Source organism: Candidatus Pelagadaptatus aseana (assembly GCF_040362265.1).
GTDB lineage: Bacteria > Pseudomonadota > Gammaproteobacteria > Pseudomonadales > Cellvibrionaceae > Pelagadaptatus > Pelagadaptatus aseana.
Window position 1 is genome coordinate 63,102 of the sequence record NZ_BAABNJ010000001.1, and the last position, 17,708, is coordinate 80,809.

Below are 17,708 nucleotides of genomic sequence, written 5' to 3' on the forward strand. Positions count from 1 at the left end.
CCATGAAAAAAATACTGACGTTTTTGATACTGATCAGCCTGACATCCCAAGGCTTGGCTGACACATTCAAAAACACGGCCCGATATATTGCCGAAGAAGGGGCGTGGCCTTACATAATTAACGACGCGACTGGTATTTATGGTGTTTTGCCGGATTCAGTCTACGCGATCATGGCCTCGGCCGGCGTAGAAGTTTATGCTCAAACAGCCCCCAACCTCAGAAAAATATCTGAACTATTCAAACAAAAGGCCGACATAGCCACGATTCTCCTTGGCTATAAAGACATTGCAAAATCCGATTATCCGCCGTCCATGCATCTGTGCCCCGAACCAATATTGATGGTTGATGTGCACGCCGTATGGCACCCTGATTCGAATATCGACCCACACAAGACATACAATCTGGACAACTTCAAAGTGGGCGTGGTTAAGGTCTCACCCAAAGATCTGGTCACCCACAGAAAAGACAAGAGAATCGAATTCATCAACATAGAACTGATGGTTAAAAACCTTCTGGCCAAGCGGGTCGATGCCATCCTCATGAATGGCCGACACGCTCAGGCTCTGGCCAAACGACTGGGCGCAAAACAAGACGTCGTTCCCGGTCAACGGGTATTAACCATGCCCATTCATTTGATCGTGGGAAAACACTGGTTGAATCAAACAGCCGCGTTGGATCATCTGTGTGGCCAGATTGTTGAACTGAAAAAAAACAACACGTTTACAACCATCGAAGACAGCTACTTTCAATAAACATCCACCTGCAACCAAATCCGTCTTCAATTAAAAACTACTGTCCATGAACAGCCATCGTAGGATTCAGTTTGGGTAGACATAGGCCTCGGCAATTTGTCGCAAATTGATTTTGGCCCGCAAATGGCTGGCCAGCAAAAACACCCCACCCAATTTGCGATGCAGAAAAATTGAATCCGCCTTGGGCACATGCCAGAACGCCTTGTCCTGACTCAGCGCCATGCCTTTATTGTGCAGCCGCCGCATCAGATCGGTGCGACCGAAATCATAGACGCCGTCGTAACACACCGGCTCACAGGCCTCTGTGCACATATCGACAATGCAGTTCTGGTAGAAGTCATCCAGCTCCCGACTCATCAAACCGATATCCAGCGCCGCTGATAACACTCGATCGCGCTGATGGTGAAACACGCCCGACAGCAATTCACGATACAGGTCGACAAACTCTTTCTGGTATTCCCGTGTGGCACCAAAGTCCAGCAGCACAATTTTGCGGGTGACCGGGCAATAGCGATAGTTGGCAAAATTAGGATCGGTTTGCACCAGTCCATGCTCAAAGGTCTCTTTGAAGAACAATTCAAACAGGGCGGCGGCCGCATCATTGCGGGTTTGCTGATCCGCCTCGTACAAAAGCTCAATGGGCTCACTGTTCATAAAGCCCATGGCCAGCAGATTGGCGGAGGTAAATTCGGCAAAACCCTTGGGCATACTGAAGCGTTCATCACCCGCGACCACCTGATGATAGCGCTGCATCATGCTGGCCTCAGTCAGATAGTCGGCCTCAGCGTGAAGCTGCCTTTTGGCCTCGTCCAACAGCGGCGCAAAATCGATACCCTTGGGTATCAGCCCCGTCATGCTTAACAGGGTCGCGACGTTATCGACGTCGCTGTCGATACTTTCACGAACCCCCGGGTACTGAATTTTCAAGGCCAGCTTATCGCCATCGTGGGTAATGGCTTCATGCACCTGCCCGATGGAGGCCGCCGCGACGGGCTCGTCATCAAAAAAGGCAAAGCGGTCGCGCCAGTCCGGCCCCAGTGCCTGCGCCATGGCCTGATGCAACTGCGCGCGTGGCATGGAATCAGCCTCGCTACGCAATCGGGCGAGAATCTCCGTCAGCGCCGGCGGCAAAATATCCCCCGCATCCATGGACATCAGCTGTCCGACCTTCATGGCCGCACCGCGCATACTGGCCAACTGATCGGCGATGCGGGCGATGTTTCTCGGCGTCAGCAGCAGATCCTTGACCGCCGGGCGCTCGCCCTTGATCAACTGAGCCGCCCCATTGGTCAAGACACTGCCGGCGACGCGGGTTGCCAGCGAGCCCAGTTTACTGAATCGATTCAAGCGCCCGGATGGTACTGCTCGTTGTTTCTTTGTCACTGTTACGACCTTTGTGTTTTTCAGGCTTACCCAACCATGCCCGAACCATCTTGCATTCAGGTGACATGACTCCATTGGTTTTACGTATCAAGGCACTTCCCGGTTCAAGCGGGCCAGAGCCATTCAACCCTTTTGACAGGTACTGATACGCGGTACCGCCATGCTGCATCGGGGTCATCCAAAATGCCTTATTCTGCGTAGCACTGGCTAATAACGTTAAACCAGAATAACCGCTATGAGTCAGGAAATTGCCATCTGCTGGTTTCGCCAGGATTTGCGAATCAGCGACAACCCCGCCCTGCTGGCAGCAGCCGAGCACGATCAGCTGCTGCCGATCTACGTACTTGATGATGACAGCGCCGACGAGGTTGCCATGGGTGGTGCCAGCCGCTGGTGGTTGCACCACTCTTTACAGTCACTCAACAGTGACCTGATTGGCACCCTGCAATTTTTCCGGGGCGATGCCAGCGTCATACTCAGGGAACTGTGCCAGCGACACAATGTAACCCATGTCTATTGGAACCGCTGCTACGAACCCTGGCGCATTGATCGCGACCGCGAAATCAAAACCGAGTTGCTGGAACAGGGCATCCACGCCGAAAGCTTTAACGCCTCGCTACTGCAGGAGCCCTGGGCCATCACCAAAACCGATGGCAGCCCCTATAAAGTCTTCACCCCTTACTACCGGCGTTTTATGGTCCAGAGCCACGCTGCGCCCAAAGCCACACCTCGGTTTATGCCATCACTGCTGGAGGACAGCCACAGCTGTTCCCTCAGCGATCTGGAGTTGCTGCCCAGCATAAACTGGGCTGAGGGTTTTAAACCGCACTGGCAGCCGGGTGAGAAATGGGCACACAAGCGCTGGCGCAGCTTTCTTGACGAGCGCCTCAACAATTATCAACAGGGTCGCGACTTCCCGGCCAAGCAATCCGTGTCGGGCCTGTCGCCGCACTTGCACTTTGGTGAAATCTCCCCCAGACAATTACTGCAGGACCTGCAATACGTTGGCGGCAGCGATACCGACAACGACAATCGCGAACACTTTATTCGGGAACTGGCCTGGCGCGAGTTTTCCTATTACCTGTTGTATCACTGGCCAGACCTGCCCGGCAAAAACCTGCGCCCGGAATTTGATTACTTCCCATGGCAGCACGATGAAACCCTATTGCGCCAGTGGCAACGGGGCATGACCGGCTACCCGCTGGTGGATGCGGGCATGCGCGAACTCTGGCAGACCGGTTTTATGCACAATCGGGTGCGCATGATCACCGCCTCGTTTTTGGTGAAAAACCTGAGACAGGACTGGCGCTCGGGGGCCGCCTGGTTCTGGGATTGCCTGCTCGATGCCGATCTCGCCAGCAACAGCGCCAGCTGGCAATGGGTGGCCGGCTGCGGCACCGATGCCGCACCCTATTTCCGGATCTTTAACCCCGTAACCCAATCGGAAAAGTTCGACCCCGGCGGCGACTACATTCGCCAGTATGTACCCGAGCTGGCCGCACTGCCCAACCGCTACCTGCATCGCCCATGGGAGGCACCGGATGACCTACTGGCTCAGGCCGGTATCACTCTCGGCAAAGACTACCCACACCCCATGATTGATCTTGCCGAATCCCGGGCCGCCGCGCTGGATGCTTTCGCCGCCATCAAAACCGTCGAACCAACAGTAGCAGTGAATCAAGCCGCCCAAAAAGTATCGGCTCTGTAAAAATTAACCCGCCATAAAACCCGTCTCTGGGCGGGTTATTTTTTCTCGTTAATAAAATCAACAGACCTCTAGGAAACAGTCCTCCTCGCAGGCCCAACAAGCATTTTGTTGCGGTTAAGGTACAGTGGCTTTTTATTATGAAAGAATTGTCTCAAGTTACTATGAAAGAATTGTCTCAAGAGAATATTGGCTGCCCTTATTGTGGAGAATCCATTCAGGTATTGATTGATCCCGAAGATGCTGGACAACAATACATCGAAGATTGCCAAGTGTGTTGCAGACCCATCACGTTCAGTGTTTCTGTGGGCATGGACGGCGAGTTAACGGTTATCGTAAAAGATGAAAATGATACGCTGTAGTTATACACATAACAAAATGATCAAGTGCACTCCGCCCCTTCGGGGCTGCGCGGTGTTATCCATTATTTAATTAGAGTCATACGTAAGATGCTAGTACCGAAAACATACACCGTGCCTTTATCTTTTTCTGCTCGGAAATTTTATCTCGAGGTGCTTCGGCCGGAGTTAGTTGAGATAGACTATGAAGCGGTGATGTCGAGTAAAGAAAGACTCAGATCTGTTTTCGCTTCACAAACCGAGTGGCCTCGCGACGACATGACATTACTTGAAAATAAAAACGATCTGATTCGACACCAGCGCGAGTTTGAGAATCGGGAGGCATTCGCCTACTCGATATTCACACCAGACAGGCAGGAATACGTCGGTTGCGTTTATATCAATCCCACAAAGGTACAGAAATACGATACTGAGGTATTTCTTTGGGTTACAGATGAATACATCGAAGCAGAAGAGCAGCTACTTTCAACAATGAAAACTTGGCTGTCTGATGAATGGCCGTTTCAAGCGATCGGGTTTCCGGGGCGAGACATACCTTGGCATGATTGGGAATTGCTGGATCGCGACAATATCTGAAACTCCGCACCGACATGCAACTGAAGCAACTCTTAGGATGATCGACCGAATCACGGGCTATACTCTCGGATCATTTTAATCACTCGAACGTCTAACTACGGATTTCTGCACTATGAGCAAATTGATTGTACTGGGCACCGCCGCCATCTTTGTGGTGTATGGATTATTTTTTATTGCCCTGCCAGTGGAGACCCTGCACCTGGTTGTGGATGGCACCGTAACTTCCAGCTCGGGGATCACCGATGTGCGGGCCACCTATGGCGGCATGACCATCGCGGTGGGAATCATCCTGTTTATGCTGGGAAGAGATCCGCAAACCCTTCGATTGGGATTGATGTCGGTGTTGCTGTTAATGCTGGGTATGGCCACTGGTCGTACTCTGGGTATGGTTGTGGACGGCCACCCCAATCTTTTTATGTACATTTATCTGGGACTTGAGCTGACCCTGATTCTGGTGTCATTCTTACTGCTGAATAAAAACAACAACACAACGCCAGCGTAACCGGCTTAACCACCATTTATACAGGGAAGTCTCCATGGATCTCGCACAAACCTACTCGATTACCATTGCCGCCTTGGGCGCGCTGTCGGCATTGATGTTTTGCCAATTGATTGTCGCCGATGTGGTTGGCGTGCGCGCCAAGCACCTGCCCGGCTCATCTGTCCCGACTGACCACAGCAACCTGCTGTTTCGAACCACGCGCACGGTGGCCAACACCAATGAAAGTATTGCGATTTTTATTCTGGCGGTTCTGTTCTGTGTACTGAGTGGCGCTTCGCCCACTGTCACCGCCTATGGGGCCTGGGGGTTTGTGATCAGCCGGGCGCTCTACGCCATTTGCTATTACGCCAACCTGCCGCTGCTGCGCTCCACTACCTTTGCTCTGGCACTGCTGGCCATAGTGGCACTTCTGATCACGGGATTTTCTGGGTGGTTCTAAGCGACCTTTTGCCCAACCCGGCTGGCGCCAATAACCGTTTATGAAAGTCATCAGCTTCGCTCTGTCATTGGTGATAGCCGTGGCCTCAGCCCAGGCCGCGGAATCAATCAAACCTTTTACCACCGATGGCTGCAGTGCGTTTCCCGATGGCACTCTGGCACAAAACCAGTTGTGGTTGGCGTGCTGCACCGCGCACGACATTGCCTACTGGCAGGGCGGCACCCATGAGGAACGTCTGACGGCAGATACAGAGCTGGAAACCTGTGTCGCCGGGGTTGGCGAACCGGCCGTGGCGGCCCTGATGCTGGCGGGAGTCCGCATTGGCGGCTCGCCCTATCTGCCCACCGAGTTTCGCTGGGGTTATGGCTGGGACTACCCGCGGGGCTATCGGGCACTGACGCCTGAAGAGAAAAACAACGCGCAAGCCGAGCTGGAAAAATTCGGCGTGGGCCGCAGCAACTCAAACAATCCGTAAACAGGTCAGCAGCCTGATGGTTCAATGCCTATTTTTTAAACATTCAAGGAGTGATGCATGTCAAAAGGCAAATTACTGGGCCTGATCATCCTGTTGCTGGCAGTGGGGTTGCTGGCGGATTTCTACGGCAAAGTGCAGGAACAGAAGCGCATGCAACTGGCGGCGCAGGAACAGGCCGCGAGGGAAAAAGAACAGCAGGCCCACGAGCAGCGCATGCAGGAGTTACAAGAACAGAATCGACAGCGCGAAGCCTTGCTGCGCCGAGAGGAAGAGCACATGCGCCTGCGTCAGGATATGCTGGAGCAGTCGAACAAGTTGCAGGATCGGGCGGTAAAATCGGCCAAACTGGCTCAGGGCCTGCAAATGGCAACGCACTTTAAAATGGCCATCAGCCAGTTTTACCAGACCCACGGCTACCTGCCAGACTCCAATCTGGATATTGGACTCGGCCAGCCGCTGGATTACGCCGAGGGCGCAGTGGCCGCCACCGACATTCGCAACGACGGCATCATTGCCATTGGCTACACCCGTGAGACCGGTATCCCCGGCGGCGAAATTTATCTGCTTCCGCAAGAGCGAGACTTCGGCCTGAGCTGGCGCTGTGAATCGCCGGACTACAAAAACATCAACCAACTGCTTACTTCGTGCAGTTATAACCGCAATCGTCACTGATCACAGCAGCGGCTTACTCATTTGTTTATCCGGATTCAATTGTTTTCCTGATGGGCCTCTTGCAGGCAATCCCAGAAGGTTTCCACCACCCGTGATGGCTTCGGCGATATGCGATGCATGGCGACAAAGTCACACTGATAGTGGTACTTGTCCTTGGCGATGGGTCGGATCAGACCCTTGCGCTCAAAGGAGCCGGCGTAGTGATCCGGCAGATAGCCGACGTAGCGGCCAGACAGCAAGCAGTGAATAATCGCTTCCTGATCAAACACCGTAGCATCGCGCTCCCAACCCAGTTCCGAGCTGAGCTCCATATTGGGTGAGTGGTAACCCAGCCCGGCGTATTTGGTACCGCGCACATCCTCCACCGTTACGGTGCGTGAATCCTTCTGAAACAACGGGTGTTCGGCGCCGCAATAGAGGTACATCTGCTCGTAGAACAGGTGCTGGTACACCAGACTGCTGGATTCCCGGTGCGAAGGGATCACCGCAATCTGGATGCGTCCCTCCATAACCCCGCTTTCCAGCTCGTTGAGAGGCTCGACAATGATATCCATGGTCACTTCCGGCGCCAGATCATCAAACGTCTGAATCGCCTTATGGATACGTGAATCGGGGTTGGACGCGGTTTTATCAAACAGACCAATTGTGATATGGCCGGTCATGCGCTTGTGCACATCCGCCACCTCGCCCCGGAAGTGATCCATCGACGCCAGCAACCGCAGGGTAGCCTGATAGATCTGCTGGCCCTCATCGGTCAACGCAAAGCCACTGCGACCTCGATGGCACAGGGTAATCCCGAGCCGCAACTCGAGATCCTTGATGTGGCGGCTGATGGTGGAGCGACCGATATTGAGCTTCAGCTCCGCAGCGGAAAAGCCACCGGCCTCGGCCACCGCGCGAAACACCCGCAACAGGCGCAGATCAATATCACTCAACTGTCCCAGCAGGGCTGTCTGTTTACGTCCCATAAAAAATCACCATCACAATCACGATCACGATCGCCAAAGGGCTGAAATTAGTTATCCGGCGGGCATTCTGCCATTAGTTTCACAAACCGTCACGTAAACTTGGATTTTTAATTATTTATACAACTATAAAACAGCACTACATTAGCCTCACCCAAACCAAAAACATCGATGAAAAGAGACTGATTCAATGAGTGACAAACTTGCCGGCCTGAGCCAGAAGCAACTGGACGCCCACTGGATGGCCTTCAGTGGCAACCGTGCCTTTAAAAAGGACCCGCGGATCATTACCGCCGCCAAAGGCGCCTATTTCACCAGCGCCGATGGCCGCCAGATTTTTGATGGCCTGTCCGGTCTGTGGACCTGTGGTGCCGGTCACTGCCGCCCGGAAATTACCGAGGCCGTGAATCAGCAGATGCAGACTCTGGATTACTCTCCCGCCTTTCAGTTCGGTCACCCCAAAGCTTTTGAGCTGGCCGACCGCCTGGGCGACTTTATGCCCGAGGGCATCAACCGCGTTTTCTTTACCGGTTCCGGCTCTGAATCCGCCGAGACCTCACTGAAAATCGCCCGCGCCTACTGGCGCAAAAAAGGCATGGCCACTAAAACCAAGCTGATTGGCCGCGCCAAGGGTTACCACGGCGTTAACTGGGGTGGCATCAGCGTTGGCGGTATTGGCGGTAACCGCGCCCTCTACGGCAATGCCGTAGAAGCCTACCACCTGCCTCACACCATGCTGCCGGAAAACAAATTCGTGAAAGGCCTGCCCGACGATGGCGCCAGCAAAGCCGATGAGCTGCTGGAAATGATTGCCCTGCACGACGCCTCTAACATCGCGGCGGTGATCGTTGAGCCCATGGCCGGTTCTGCCGGGGTACTGCCACCGCCCAAGGGTTACCTCAAGCGTCTGCGTGAAATCTGTACCCAGCACAACATCCTGCTGATTTTCGATGAAGTGATTACCGCCTTTGGTCGCGTTGGCGCCAATACCGGTGCCGAAGCCTTTGGCGTGGTGCCCGATATGATCAACATCGCCAAGCAGATGACCAACGGTGCCATCCCCATGGGCGCGGTGATCACCAGCGAAGAGATCTACGACACCTTTATGGAAAACAGCGGTGCCGATCACGCAGTAGAACTGCCTCACGGCTACACCTACTCCGCTCACCCGATTGCCTGTGCCGCCGGCCTCGCCGCTCTCGACCTGCTGGAAAAAGACAAGTTGATCGAACGCTCCGCCGCCATGGCACCGATCTTTGAAGAGAAGATCCACCAGCTCAAAGGCACCCCGCTGATCACCGACATCCGCAACTGCGGTCTGGCCGCCGGCCTGACCATTGAAGTCAAAGACGGTGATCCATTGCTGCGCCCCTACCAGATCGGCCTTAAAATGTGGGAGAAGGGTTTCTACGTTCGCTTTGGTGGCGACACCGTACAACTGGGCCTGCCGTTTATTGTTGAAAGTGATGAAATCGACGCACTGGTTAACGCTCTGGGCGACAGCATTACCGAGGTATCCAAAAGCTAGCTCTCGATCAACAGTCCTCCGTTGGTCTTTGCCGGTCCGGATACCGCTGTCCGGGCCGGCTTTTTTAACGCTGCCGACGATGACTCGAGCAAAGACCAAAGACCAATATCAACCACAGAACAACTGTTCTTTAATAACGAATCAAAACAATCCAACCTGACTAGAGGCAGATTATGAATATCGTAGGTCACCTGATTAATGGCGAAATACGCACCGATGCAACCACCACGCAAGACGTGTACAACCCGGCCTCTGGCGAAGTCACCAAACAGGTGGCACTGGCCTCTCAGGCCACCGTTGAAGAAGCCATTGCCACGGCCGAAGCCGCTTACCCGGCCTGGCGTCAGACGCCACCGGCCAAGCGCGCCAAGATTATGTTCCGCTTCAAGCAGCTGCTGGAAGACAACGCCGAAAAGATTTGCCAACTGATTGGTGAAGAGCACGGTAAGATTTCTCACGACGCCATGGGCGAACTGACCCGCGGCATCGAAAATGTCGAGTTCGCCTGCTATGGCCCAGAGATGCTCAAAGGCGAGCACAGCAAAAATGTTGGCCCGGGCATTGATTCCTGGAACGAAATGCAGCCTCTGGGTGTGGTCGCCGGTATTACTCCGTTCAACTTCCCGGCCATGGTGCCACTGTGGATGTACCCACTGGCCATCATGTGCGGTAACACCTTTGTGTTGAAACCCTCCGAGCGCGATCCGTCCTCCACCCTGTATATCGCCCAACTGCTGGAAGAAGCCGGCCTGCCCAAAGGCGTTCTGAATGTGGTTAACGGTGACAAGGTCGCAGTAGACACTCTGCTGACTGACCCGCGCATCAAAGCCGTCAGTTTTGTTGGCTCCACACCGATCGCAGAATATGTTTACAGCACCGCCAGCGCCCACGGCAAACGCTGCCAGGCTCTGGGCGGCGCCAAGAACCACGCCATCGTCATGCCGGATGCCGATATGGACAACGCCGTTGCCGCTCTCACCGGTGCCGCTTTTGGTTCCTCCGGTGAGCGCTGTATGGCCCTGTCGGTTGCCGTTTGTGTGGGCGATGCCGCCGCCGATGCGCTGGTGGACAAAATGACCAACGCCATGCAGGACCTGAAAGTCGGTGCCTACACTGACGCCAGCAACGACTTTGGCCCACTGATCACCGAAGCCCATCGCAACAAAGTCAGCGGTTACATTGATTCCGCCGAACAACAGGGCGCTACCATTGTGGTGGATGGTCGCAACCCTGAAGTTGCCGGTTACCCCAATGGCTTCTATGTGGGCGGCACCCTGATCGACAACGTCAAGCCGGGCATGACCTGCTACGAAGAAGAGATCTTTGGTCCGGTACTGCTGGTGCTGCGCGTCGACAGCATGGAAGAAGCCATGCAACTGATCAATGATCACGAATACGGTAACGGTACCTGCATCTTTACCCGTGACGGTGAAGCGGCACGCTACTTTGCCGACAACATTCTGGTGGGCATGGTGGGCATCAACATCCCGCTGCCTGTGCCTGTGGCCTACCACAGCTTTGGCGGCTGGAAGCGTTCACTCTTTGGTTGCCTGAGCGCCTATGGCCCCGATGGTGTGCGTTTTTACACCAACCGCAAAACCATCACCCAACGCTGGCCGTCCAGTGGCGTTCGTGAATCTGTGCAGTTCTCCTTCCCCAGCAACTGACACTTCCCCCATCAATACATGGCGATCATAATTTGATCGTCATGTATTTTATTTAACCTTTTCCAAACCCTCTCCCGGTTATACCACGCCATTCCTCTCGACTTAATTTAAAGATTACAGCGGTCACGCCGATAATTGTGAAGTCAAGTGCCCGTTTATGAATCTGAGTTCAGTAGCTATACTTTTTATTAGATAGACTGTCTCAAAAAATAAAAAGCTCGAGAGATCAACATGCGAATTACGATTACAACTAAAATCATTGCCGGTTATGTGCTGGCCATCCTGTTGTCCCTAGGCATTATGTTTGTCGGTTTAATGGGGATTAATCGCATCAACGACGGCCTGCAAAATATCGTTAATGGTTCCATGCCAATGATTGGTGCCGTCAGCGAAGCCAATGGCAGCATGCTCACCGCCGATTTAAAAGTGATGCAGTTTGTGCGACTGCCCTCTCTCGAAGGTGCCGAAGAAATTGAGAGCGACTTCAAGCAGCAGAGCGCGATCAGCACCGAGCAGACCAAGATCATTCAGGGGATTGCGCAAAACCACCCCAAACTGAACGACGCCGCCCAGCCCATTGAGGGCCAGTTCAAACAATTTTATGAGGTGGCACAGTCAACCATTGACAGCCATCGCGCCACACTGGAAGCCAAAAAAGTATTTGAGCAACAGCAGGAAGCGGTACTCGATATTTCAGATACTCTGATTGACCTGACCTACGATCTGCAAGAGCTGCCCCTGATTGAATCGGACAGCAATATGATAGGCCTGGTGATTCGCGCGCAAAACAGCATCGATATTTTTCTCGAAGCCATTGGTGACGCCGCCAGCGAAAGAACGCTGGATGCCACAGAGACGGCACGCAATATGATCATCAATGAAATGGAAACCATTGAAATCCGGGTATTCAACGGCCTGGGTATTCCCGGCGTGTTCGATAACGATATTTTTATCCAATTCAAGGAAATGGCGCAGGGCGAGTTTATGGACGCCATCACCGGCGATCAGGGCGCGCTGAAACTGCTGGAAAATGAAATCCAGTTACGTATTGCCACCGACCAGCTGAAAACCGACATGGACGCCGTCAGCGGCGATCTGCGCAGCACCCTCGGTGAATTCTCGGCACTGGTGAACAAAATCTCCGACGAAGAAGTCAAGGCCGAAGCCGAAGCCGCCGTTTCCACCAACACCACCCTATTAACCGTCTTCAGTGTGATTGCAGTGGTGGTCCTGAGTGCCATTGCCTATCTGATCACCCTGTCCATTCGCGCACCGCTGAAGCACATTGTCGACAACATCACCAAGGTGGCCACTGGCGACCTGCGTCAAACCTTCAAAGTGGAGAGTAACGACGAGCTGGGCGATCTGAGCCAGGCCATGCAGGAGCTGGTCGACACCCTGCGCAGCATGATCGAGAAGATCAACACCAACTCAGATCAGCTCGCACAAACGGCCGACAGCACCGCCGGCATCGCCCGCAGCAGTTACGACAACATCAACTCCCAGACCGAGCAAACCAGCCGCGTGGCGGTATCGGTTCAGGAAATGAGCGCCACCGTTGCCGAGGTTGCCCAGAGTGTCAGTAACACCCTGCAACAGGTGGAGAGCACCCACAACGACGTCAACAGTGGTGAACAGTTGCTGCAGAGCAACATTCATGACATCAACGAACTGGCGGGCAATATCGAACACGGCTCCACCGTGATTGAACGCCTGAATGAAAACACCAACAACATCGGTTCGATTCTGGATGTGATTCGCGGTATCGCCGAGCAAACCAACCTGCTGGCACTGAACGCGGCGATCGAAGCCGCTCGCGCCGGTGAACAGGGTCGCGGTTTTGCCGTGGTGGCCGACGAGGTTCGCACTCTGGCCAGTCGCACCCAGGACTCCACCTCTGAAATTCAGGAAATGATTGGTCGCCTGCAACAGGGCGCCAAGGAAGCGGTGGACACCATGAGCCAGAGCCGCACCGATGCCCAGCAAAGTGCCGAGAAGATTGCCGAAGCCGGCCGCATGCTGTCGGACATCGCCCGCTCTGTGGACGTCATCAAGGACATGAGCACTCAGATCGCCAGTGCCACGGAAGAGCAGAGCCAGACCGCTCGCGAACAGAGCGAAATGGTGAGCAACATCTCCAGCCTTGCCAGCTCTACCGCCGAAGGCGCTCAGGAGTCTCTGGACGCCAGTCAGGAAATGGCCGGCATGGCCGAGACCCAAAGCCAGCTGCTGAGCCAGTTCAAAGTTTAATACTCAAGCCTGTTATCCAGAGCCGCCCTGCGGCTCTGGCATTATCATTCTGATCCCCGCAGTACCTCTACAACTGTCACCCTGAACCGCACTGCCCCCTACTGTCATCCTGAACCGCACTGCCCCCCTACCGTCATCCTGAACCGCACAGCGGTGAAGGATCTCTTGAGCCTGCACAATCCTCCCAAAGAGATCCTTCGTCGCCAGGCTCCTCAGGATGCCGCTTTAGGCTCCTTTACCGAAGTTATCGGCTTGCCCTTGCGGCTCAACAGCCACAACATCACCGCCGCTCCCAGACCACTGGCCCCGAGCACCATGGTCATGATCATGATTTGATAGCGCACCGCAATCAGAGGCGAAACACCGGACAAAATCTGGCCGGTCATCATGCCCGGCAACGCCACCACACCAACGGCCAGCAAACTGTTGACCTGCGGAATCATCGCCGCCCGGAAGGCCGTCATTCTGGCTTCCAGGACCTCCTTGCCTTCGGCCAACTCCGAGGCATAGCGCTCGGCCGCCAGACTGATGGCGTTCATGGCGTTGGAAAAGTACATGCCCGCCAGAGGAATCAGCACCCTCGGTTCGTACCAGCTTTCCACCCCCATCACCAGTTTCAAAGAAATCAGCAGGTGCACACTGACCGCCACCCCCAGCGCAATCAACGCCGGCTTGAAGTAACCGTGCAGACCTTTGACGGGCCGAATCGAAATCCAGGACGCCACCACAATCATCAACAGTAATACCGCCAGCGATATCCAGGGGGAGGGGTTGTTGAACAGCGCCACCAGCACGTAGCCAACACCGATCAGCTGCAGAGTCATGCGGGCACTGGCTGTCAGCACTTCGCTCACGTCTCCGCGCCAGCGCCAGTAAATGACACACACCAGCACCACCGGCACGGCACACCAGGCCAGAGACCACCAGGAAATTGTCGGCATTGAGTTACTCCCTCTCCATATCGAAACCAAGACTACTTGATATAAACCAATAGAACAGCGCCCATATTTGGCTATAGTTTCACAATCATTGATTCGCTGTTATCTGAACGGCAACTTACAAGGACAGACTGCCGATGGCCACAATTACCTTTATCGGTGCCGCACAAAAAGTAACCGGCTCCTGCCACCTGCTGGATTCACCGGCGACCGGCAAGGTGCTGCTCGATTGCGGCATGCATCAGGGACACGATGCGATTGAGCGCATGCAACAGGAGCGTTTCGCGTTTGAGCCTGCCGAGATTGATGCAGTCATTTTATCCCATGCCCACCTCGACCACTCCGGACTGCTGCCCAAACTGGTCAATCAGGGCTTTCGTGGGGATATTTTCTGCACTCGCGCCTCCAAGGATTTACTCAATATCATGCTGCAGGATTCCGCCGGCCTGTATCTGCGCGATCTGGAGCGGGAAAACTTGCGACGGGCGCGACGTGGCCAGAAGGCCTTGCAACCGGAGTACCGCCAGAGCGACGTCAAACAGGTACTGAAACAATGTCAGACGGCGGATTACGGCGAACAACTGGCACTGGGAACTGAGGCCACTATTGAGTTTCACGACGCAGGCCATATTCTGGGGTCATCGATTATCGATATCACCTTGAAAGAACAAGGTAAAACCAAGCGTCTGGTATTTTCCGGCGACCTCGGAAAAAAAAGCGCGGCGTTAATGAAAGACCCCGAGCATTTGCATCAGGCCGATGTGGTATTGATGGAAGGCACCTACGGTGACCGCAATCATCGCTCTCTGGATGATACCTTCGGGCAATTGCGCGACATTCTGCATCAGGCCTGGGAAGATGGTGGCAATGTCATGATTCCATCCTTCGCGGTTGGCCGCACTCAGGAAATCCTGTTTCATCTGGGCAGACTTTTGAAGAGCGGTGAACTGGATCCCTGGCAAATTTTTCTCGACAGTCCCATGGCCATCGAGATCACCAAAGTCTATGACCGCTGGATCAACCTGTTGGACAAGCGCGACACAGAGCCCTTGTTCAATGGCAAATCTCAACCACTGCAAACCTTTTTGCCCAACTTGCAGTTTGCCGTCACCCCCGATGAATCCATGGCCATCAATAAAATTCGCAAGGGCGCCATCATCATTGCCGGCAGTGGAATGTGTACCGGAGGGCGGATACGCCACCACTTCAAACACCGCATCTGGAACAAGCGCAATACTCTGGTGTTTATCGGCTTTCAAGCGCACGGCACTCTGGGACGGATTCTGGTCAATGGCGCCAAGCGGGTGCGAATGTTCGGTGAAGAATACGTGGTCAAAGCCAACATCGAGACCCTTGGCGGTTTTTCCGCCCATGCCGGACAAAGCGAACTGATTGAATGGGCTGGTCACTTTCGAAACAACCCCAGATTGATGCTGGTGCACGGTGAACCCCAGGCGCTTGACGCCCTGTCACACAAACTCTGGGAAAACCGGATCAGCAGCGAGGTACCACGGCAGGGGCAAAGCATAGTATTCTAGGCGGCAGACGAACTACCCAGAAATAGGCACCATGAAAACCTTTCTTAACACCCCGACCAATATGAGCATTGTTTGGGGTATTACCCTGGCCCTGATCACCCTGCTGGACTGGAACACCCTCGAAAACAACCCGATGACAGAGGAAATTCTCACCCCCTTTATCAGCCGGCACATCACTCTGGCCGCCATACCGGATGCACCGGCCACTGAAATTCCGGGGCAACCCCAACCGCCTGCGACCTTGCATCAACTGCAATATCAGGTAGAACTGGAATTCAACGGGCCGCTGTTTTTGCTGTGCTTTTTTCTGCCGCCCGCCCTGTTCTTCGGTCTGGCGGCCCTGTCGCGCAAAGCCCGTTCGCAGTAGCCCTAAGTTCTCGATAACACATTGCCCAGCCACTAGCACACTCACAAAACCGGACAGCCCTGTTATTTTTTAGGCCAGAGAAAGCGTTATTACCACTGCGCGAGGTTTGGCATGAACAATATAAAGGGCTTCACCCTGATAGAACTGATATCGGTGATTGTGATACTCGGTGTGCTGTCGGCAACCGCCTTACCGAAGTACCTCGATCTGAGCAGCTCATCGCGAGCGGCCATTATTGAATCTCTGGGCGGCAGCGTCATCAGTGCCTCGGAGATGATCCATGCCCGCGCGCTGGCGGAAGGGCAGGCTAATGCATTCAATAGCACCACCGACGTTAACGGCCATCAGGTGTTGCTGCACTTTGGCTACCCGGTGATACTCGATGACGAATCCTTTATGCACAACATCATCGACACCAGCATTTGTTTTGTTGATCGCGACTCCGGTTGCGAAGGCAATAACTCAGTGTTTGCAATGGAGTATGTGCCGACCAGCAGCGTTTATGACGGCGTCAAACTATTGGACACCAAAGCCCGATCCCCAGAGCAATGCTATCTGCTGATTCGCAATGCCACCTATGTCGATAACGGCAACTACCACTACAGCGTGGGCGATCCTCTGACTGTAATCACCGAGACTTCGGGCTGCTGAATATTGGAAACAGGACGACAGAACCGGATCACTGGCTTGGCAGTGGGATTTTTTCCGGGTCGAAGTGCAAGGTACCCAGGTGTTTGATCGACTCGGGAAGCACCTGCCAGGGCACATTACCCTCGCCCCAAAACCGCTGCAGAATTTTCAGGTAGGTCCCGTCTTCGACCACTTTATTAAAGCCCTTTTCAAACTCGGCCTTCAGGTATGCGGTGCGGGGATTGGTCTTGGAAAATGTCAGGGTACAATCGAGCGGGGCAAAACGCAGAAAGCCATAATCATCAATAGCACCTGAGGCCAGTTCACGTAGTTTGATCCAGGCAGTCAACAGGGAAGAAGACGCAAAGGTCGCGCGACCGCTCATCACCATCTGGATTTGCCGGTCCGGATTGTCGATCATAACCTGCTTTACCCCCTTCTCAAGAATGACTCTGTCGTAGGGCGTTGGCGATTGAATCGGCGCGGGGGTCACCAGGGTAGTCCCTGCAAAATCGGTCATGGTATCCGGGTGATTTTCCCCCCTATACACCCAGCCATAGAAGATTTTAAAGGTGGGTACCGACACCACCAGCTCTTGCATCTGCTGATCCTGAATAAACAGGAGCCCGGGGGAAAAGGCATCGACGTTGTGCAACATCATCTCCGTGATGCCTCGCGCCACCGAGTACTCTTTGACCTCCACACTGATACCCTGATGCTCAAACGCCTCAAGGTAAATCTCAGACATCATCCCCTCACCGTTAACGTAGTAGGGATAATAATTATGGGTAGCAATACTAATCACCGACAGATCGCCCAAGCGGGGATCATCGGCCGCGGACAGTGGCGCTGCATCAGCAGACTGCGCCAGAGCGACCAGAAGAATTACGCGCAACAGTGCCAGCAATACCGCCTCCAGTTAACTGCCAGAAATTTGGACAAAACATCCGGTTACGCATTTA

General features: G+C 54.1%; 18 protein-coding genes. 14 read left to right on the plus strand and 4 right to left on the minus strand.

The annotated features are described in order from the left end of the window. Positions 1 to 2: 2 nt before the first annotated feature. On the plus strand, positions 3 to 752 hold the full coding sequence (locus ACPXV9_RS00300; RefSeq protein WP_423893669.1) for a hypothetical protein: 750 nt from the start codon (positions 3 to 5) through the stop codon (positions 750 to 752). A 66-nt stretch (positions 753 to 818) separates the two neighbouring features. On the opposite strand, the gene ACPXV9_RS00305 is transcribed toward ACPXV9_RS00300, so the two are convergent. Continuing rightward, positions 819 to 2,135 carry an ABC1 kinase family protein gene (locus ACPXV9_RS00305; RefSeq protein ID WP_423893670.1) on the minus strand — a complete coding sequence of 439 codons (1,317 nt, stop codon included), beginning with the start codon at positions 2,133 to 2,135 and terminating at the stop codon, positions 819 to 821. Positions 2,136 to 2,370: 235 nt separating this feature from the next. On the opposite strand from ACPXV9_RS00305, the gene ACPXV9_RS00310 reads away from it, so the two are divergent. The 7 genes from ACPXV9_RS00310 to ACPXV9_RS00340 all read left to right on the plus strand — a co-directional run bounded on the left by ACPXV9_RS00310 (position 2,371) and on the right by ACPXV9_RS00340 (position 6,863). After that, positions 2,371 to 3,843, plus strand: a complete 1,473-nt coding sequence (locus tag ACPXV9_RS00310; RefSeq protein ID WP_423893671.1) for a cryptochrome/photolyase family protein — start codon at positions 2,371 to 2,373, stop codon at positions 3,841 to 3,843. A gap of 137 nt (positions 3,844 to 3,980) precedes the next feature. After that, complete coding sequence (locus tag ACPXV9_RS00315; protein ID WP_423893672.1) at positions 3,981 to 4,202, plus strand: CPXCG motif-containing cysteine-rich protein; 222 nt, start codon at positions 3,981 to 3,983, stop codon at positions 4,200 to 4,202. An 87-nt stretch (positions 4,203 to 4,289) separates the two neighbouring features. Further along, positions 4,290 to 4,775, plus strand: coding sequence for a hypothetical protein (locus tag ACPXV9_RS00320; protein ID WP_423893673.1), 486 nt, complete (start codon positions 4,290 to 4,292; stop codon positions 4,773 to 4,775). A gap of 112 nt (positions 4,776 to 4,887) precedes the next feature. Beyond that, positions 4,888 to 5,277, plus strand: coding sequence for a DUF4345 domain-containing protein (locus ACPXV9_RS00325; RefSeq protein WP_423893674.1), 390 nt, complete (start codon positions 4,888 to 4,890; stop codon positions 5,275 to 5,277). 34 nt (positions 5,278 to 5,311) lie between these two features. Beyond that, entirely contained in the window at positions 5,312 to 5,716 is a 405-nt protein-coding gene (locus ACPXV9_RS00330; protein WP_423893675.1) for an MAPEG family protein, read from the plus strand. Between the two features lie 40 nt (positions 5,717 to 5,756). Further along, positions 5,757 to 6,191, plus strand: a complete 435-nt coding sequence (locus ACPXV9_RS00335) for an FAD-binding oxidoreductase (protein ID WP_423893676.1) — start codon at positions 5,757 to 5,759, stop codon at positions 6,189 to 6,191. 57 nt (positions 6,192 to 6,248) lie between these two features. Further along, positions 6,249 to 6,863 carry a pilin gene (locus ACPXV9_RS00340; protein WP_423893677.1) on the plus strand — a complete coding sequence of 205 codons (615 nt, stop codon included), beginning with the start codon at positions 6,249 to 6,251 and terminating at the stop codon, positions 6,861 to 6,863. Positions 6,864 to 6,898: 35 nt separating this feature from the next. Here the strand turns inward: ACPXV9_RS00340 and ACPXV9_RS00345 are convergent, their stop codons facing one another. After that, positions 6,899 to 7,831 (minus strand): LysR family transcriptional regulator, encoded by a 933-nt coding sequence (locus ACPXV9_RS00345; protein WP_423893678.1) that lies wholly within the window; start codon positions 7,829 to 7,831, stop codon positions 6,899 to 6,901. A gap of 187 nt (positions 7,832 to 8,018) precedes the next feature. Between ACPXV9_RS00345 and ACPXV9_RS00350 the strand changes: the two genes are divergently transcribed. The 3 genes from ACPXV9_RS00350 to ACPXV9_RS00360 all read left to right on the plus strand — a co-directional run bounded on the left by ACPXV9_RS00350 (position 8,019) and on the right by ACPXV9_RS00360 (position 13,273). Next, positions 8,019 to 9,356, plus strand: a complete 1,338-nt coding sequence (locus ACPXV9_RS00350) for an aspartate aminotransferase family protein (protein ID WP_423893679.1) — start codon at positions 8,019 to 8,021, stop codon at positions 9,354 to 9,356. Between the two features lie 173 nt (positions 9,357 to 9,529). After that, positions 9,530 to 11,023 carry a CoA-acylating methylmalonate-semialdehyde dehydrogenase gene (locus ACPXV9_RS00355; RefSeq protein ID WP_423893680.1) on the plus strand — a complete coding sequence of 498 codons (1,494 nt, stop codon included), beginning with the start codon at positions 9,530 to 9,532 and terminating at the stop codon, positions 11,021 to 11,023. A gap of 231 nt (positions 11,024 to 11,254) precedes the next feature. Then, positions 11,255 to 13,273, plus strand: a complete 2,019-nt coding sequence (locus ACPXV9_RS00360) for a HAMP domain-containing methyl-accepting chemotaxis protein (protein ID WP_423893681.1) — start codon at positions 11,255 to 11,257, stop codon at positions 13,271 to 13,273. A 212-nt stretch (positions 13,274 to 13,485) separates the two neighbouring features. Here ACPXV9_RS00360 and ACPXV9_RS00365 read toward each other — a convergent pair whose 3' ends face one another. After that, positions 13,486 to 14,214: an ABC transporter permease gene (locus ACPXV9_RS00365; protein WP_423893682.1), complete on the minus strand. Its 729-nt coding sequence runs from the start codon at positions 14,212 to 14,214 to the stop codon at positions 13,486 to 13,488. Positions 14,215 to 14,348: 134 nt separating this feature from the next. Between ACPXV9_RS00365 and ACPXV9_RS00370 the strand changes: the two genes are divergently transcribed. The 3 genes from ACPXV9_RS00370 (at position 14,349) to ACPXV9_RS00380 (ending at position 16,767) form a co-directional block, all read left to right on the plus strand. Next, complete coding sequence (locus ACPXV9_RS00370; RefSeq protein ID WP_423893683.1) at positions 14,349 to 15,749, plus strand: MBL fold metallo-hydrolase RNA specificity domain-containing protein; 1,401 nt, start codon at positions 14,349 to 14,351, stop codon at positions 15,747 to 15,749. A gap of 31 nt (positions 15,750 to 15,780) precedes the next feature. Further along, positions 15,781 to 16,116: a hypothetical protein gene (locus ACPXV9_RS00375; protein WP_423893684.1), complete on the plus strand. Its 336-nt coding sequence runs from the start codon at positions 15,781 to 15,783 to the stop codon at positions 16,114 to 16,116. Positions 16,117 to 16,227: 111 nt separating this feature from the next. Beyond that, positions 16,228 to 16,767, plus strand: coding sequence for a type II secretion system protein (locus tag ACPXV9_RS00380; protein ID WP_423893685.1), 540 nt, complete (start codon positions 16,228 to 16,230; stop codon positions 16,765 to 16,767). Between the two features lie 28 nt (positions 16,768 to 16,795). Here the strand turns inward: ACPXV9_RS00380 and ACPXV9_RS00385 are convergent, their stop codons facing one another. Next, positions 16,796 to 17,653, minus strand: a complete 858-nt coding sequence (locus tag ACPXV9_RS00385) for a substrate-binding periplasmic protein (protein ID WP_423893686.1) — start codon at positions 17,651 to 17,653, stop codon at positions 16,796 to 16,798. Positions 17,654 to 17,708 lie beyond the last annotated feature (55 nt).

Bases quoted from the DNA above. Each gene is read 5' to 3' on its own strand.
- ACPXV9_RS00380 (WP_423893685.1), top strand. From the start codon at position 16,228: ATGAACAATATAAAGGGCTTCACCCTGATAGAACTGATATCGGTGATT.
- ACPXV9_RS00365 (WP_423893682.1), bottom strand. From the start codon at position 14,214: ATGCCGACAATTTCCTGGTGGTCTCTGGCCTGGTGTGCCGTGCCGGTG.
- ACPXV9_RS00330 (WP_423893675.1), top strand. From the start codon at position 5,312: ATGGATCTCGCACAAACCTACTCGATTACCATTGCCGCCTTGGGCGCG.
- ACPXV9_RS00335 (WP_423893676.1), top strand. From the start codon at position 5,757: ATGAAAGTCATCAGCTTCGCTCTGTCATTGGTGATAGCCGTGGCCTCA.
- ACPXV9_RS00350 (WP_423893679.1), top strand. From the start codon at position 8,019: ATGAGTGACAAACTTGCCGGCCTGAGCCAGAAGCAACTGGACGCCCAC.
- ACPXV9_RS00325 (WP_423893674.1), top strand. From the start codon at position 4,888: ATGAGCAAATTGATTGTACTGGGCACCGCCGCCATCTTTGTGGTGTAT.
- ACPXV9_RS00320 (WP_423893673.1), top strand. From the start codon at position 4,290: ATGCTAGTACCGAAAACATACACCGTGCCTTTATCTTTTTCTGCTCGG.
- ACPXV9_RS00375 (WP_423893684.1), top strand. From the start codon at position 15,781: ATGAAAACCTTTCTTAACACCCCGACCAATATGAGCATTGTTTGGGGT.
- ACPXV9_RS00355 (WP_423893680.1), top strand. From the start codon at position 9,530: ATGAATATCGTAGGTCACCTGATTAATGGCGAAATACGCACCGATGCA.
- ACPXV9_RS00315 (WP_423893672.1), top strand. From the start codon at position 3,981: ATGAAAGAATTGTCTCAAGTTACTATGAAAGAATTGTCTCAAGAGAAT.
- ACPXV9_RS00345 (WP_423893678.1), bottom strand. From the start codon at position 7,831: ATGGGACGTAAACAGACAGCCCTGCTGGGACAGTTGAGTGATATTGAT.
- ACPXV9_RS00310 (WP_423893671.1), top strand. From the start codon at position 2,371: ATGAGTCAGGAAATTGCCATCTGCTGGTTTCGCCAGGATTTGCGAATC.
- ACPXV9_RS00360 (WP_423893681.1), top strand. From the start codon at position 11,255: ATGCGAATTACGATTACAACTAAAATCATTGCCGGTTATGTGCTGGCC.
- ACPXV9_RS00340 (WP_423893677.1), top strand. From the start codon at position 6,249: ATGTCAAAAGGCAAATTACTGGGCCTGATCATCCTGTTGCTGGCAGTG.
- ACPXV9_RS00300 (WP_423893669.1), top strand. From the start codon at position 3: ATGAAAAAAATACTGACGTTTTTGATACTGATCAGCCTGACATCCCAA.
- ACPXV9_RS00370 (WP_423893683.1), top strand. From the start codon at position 14,349: ATGGCCACAATTACCTTTATCGGTGCCGCACAAAAAGTAACCGGCTCC.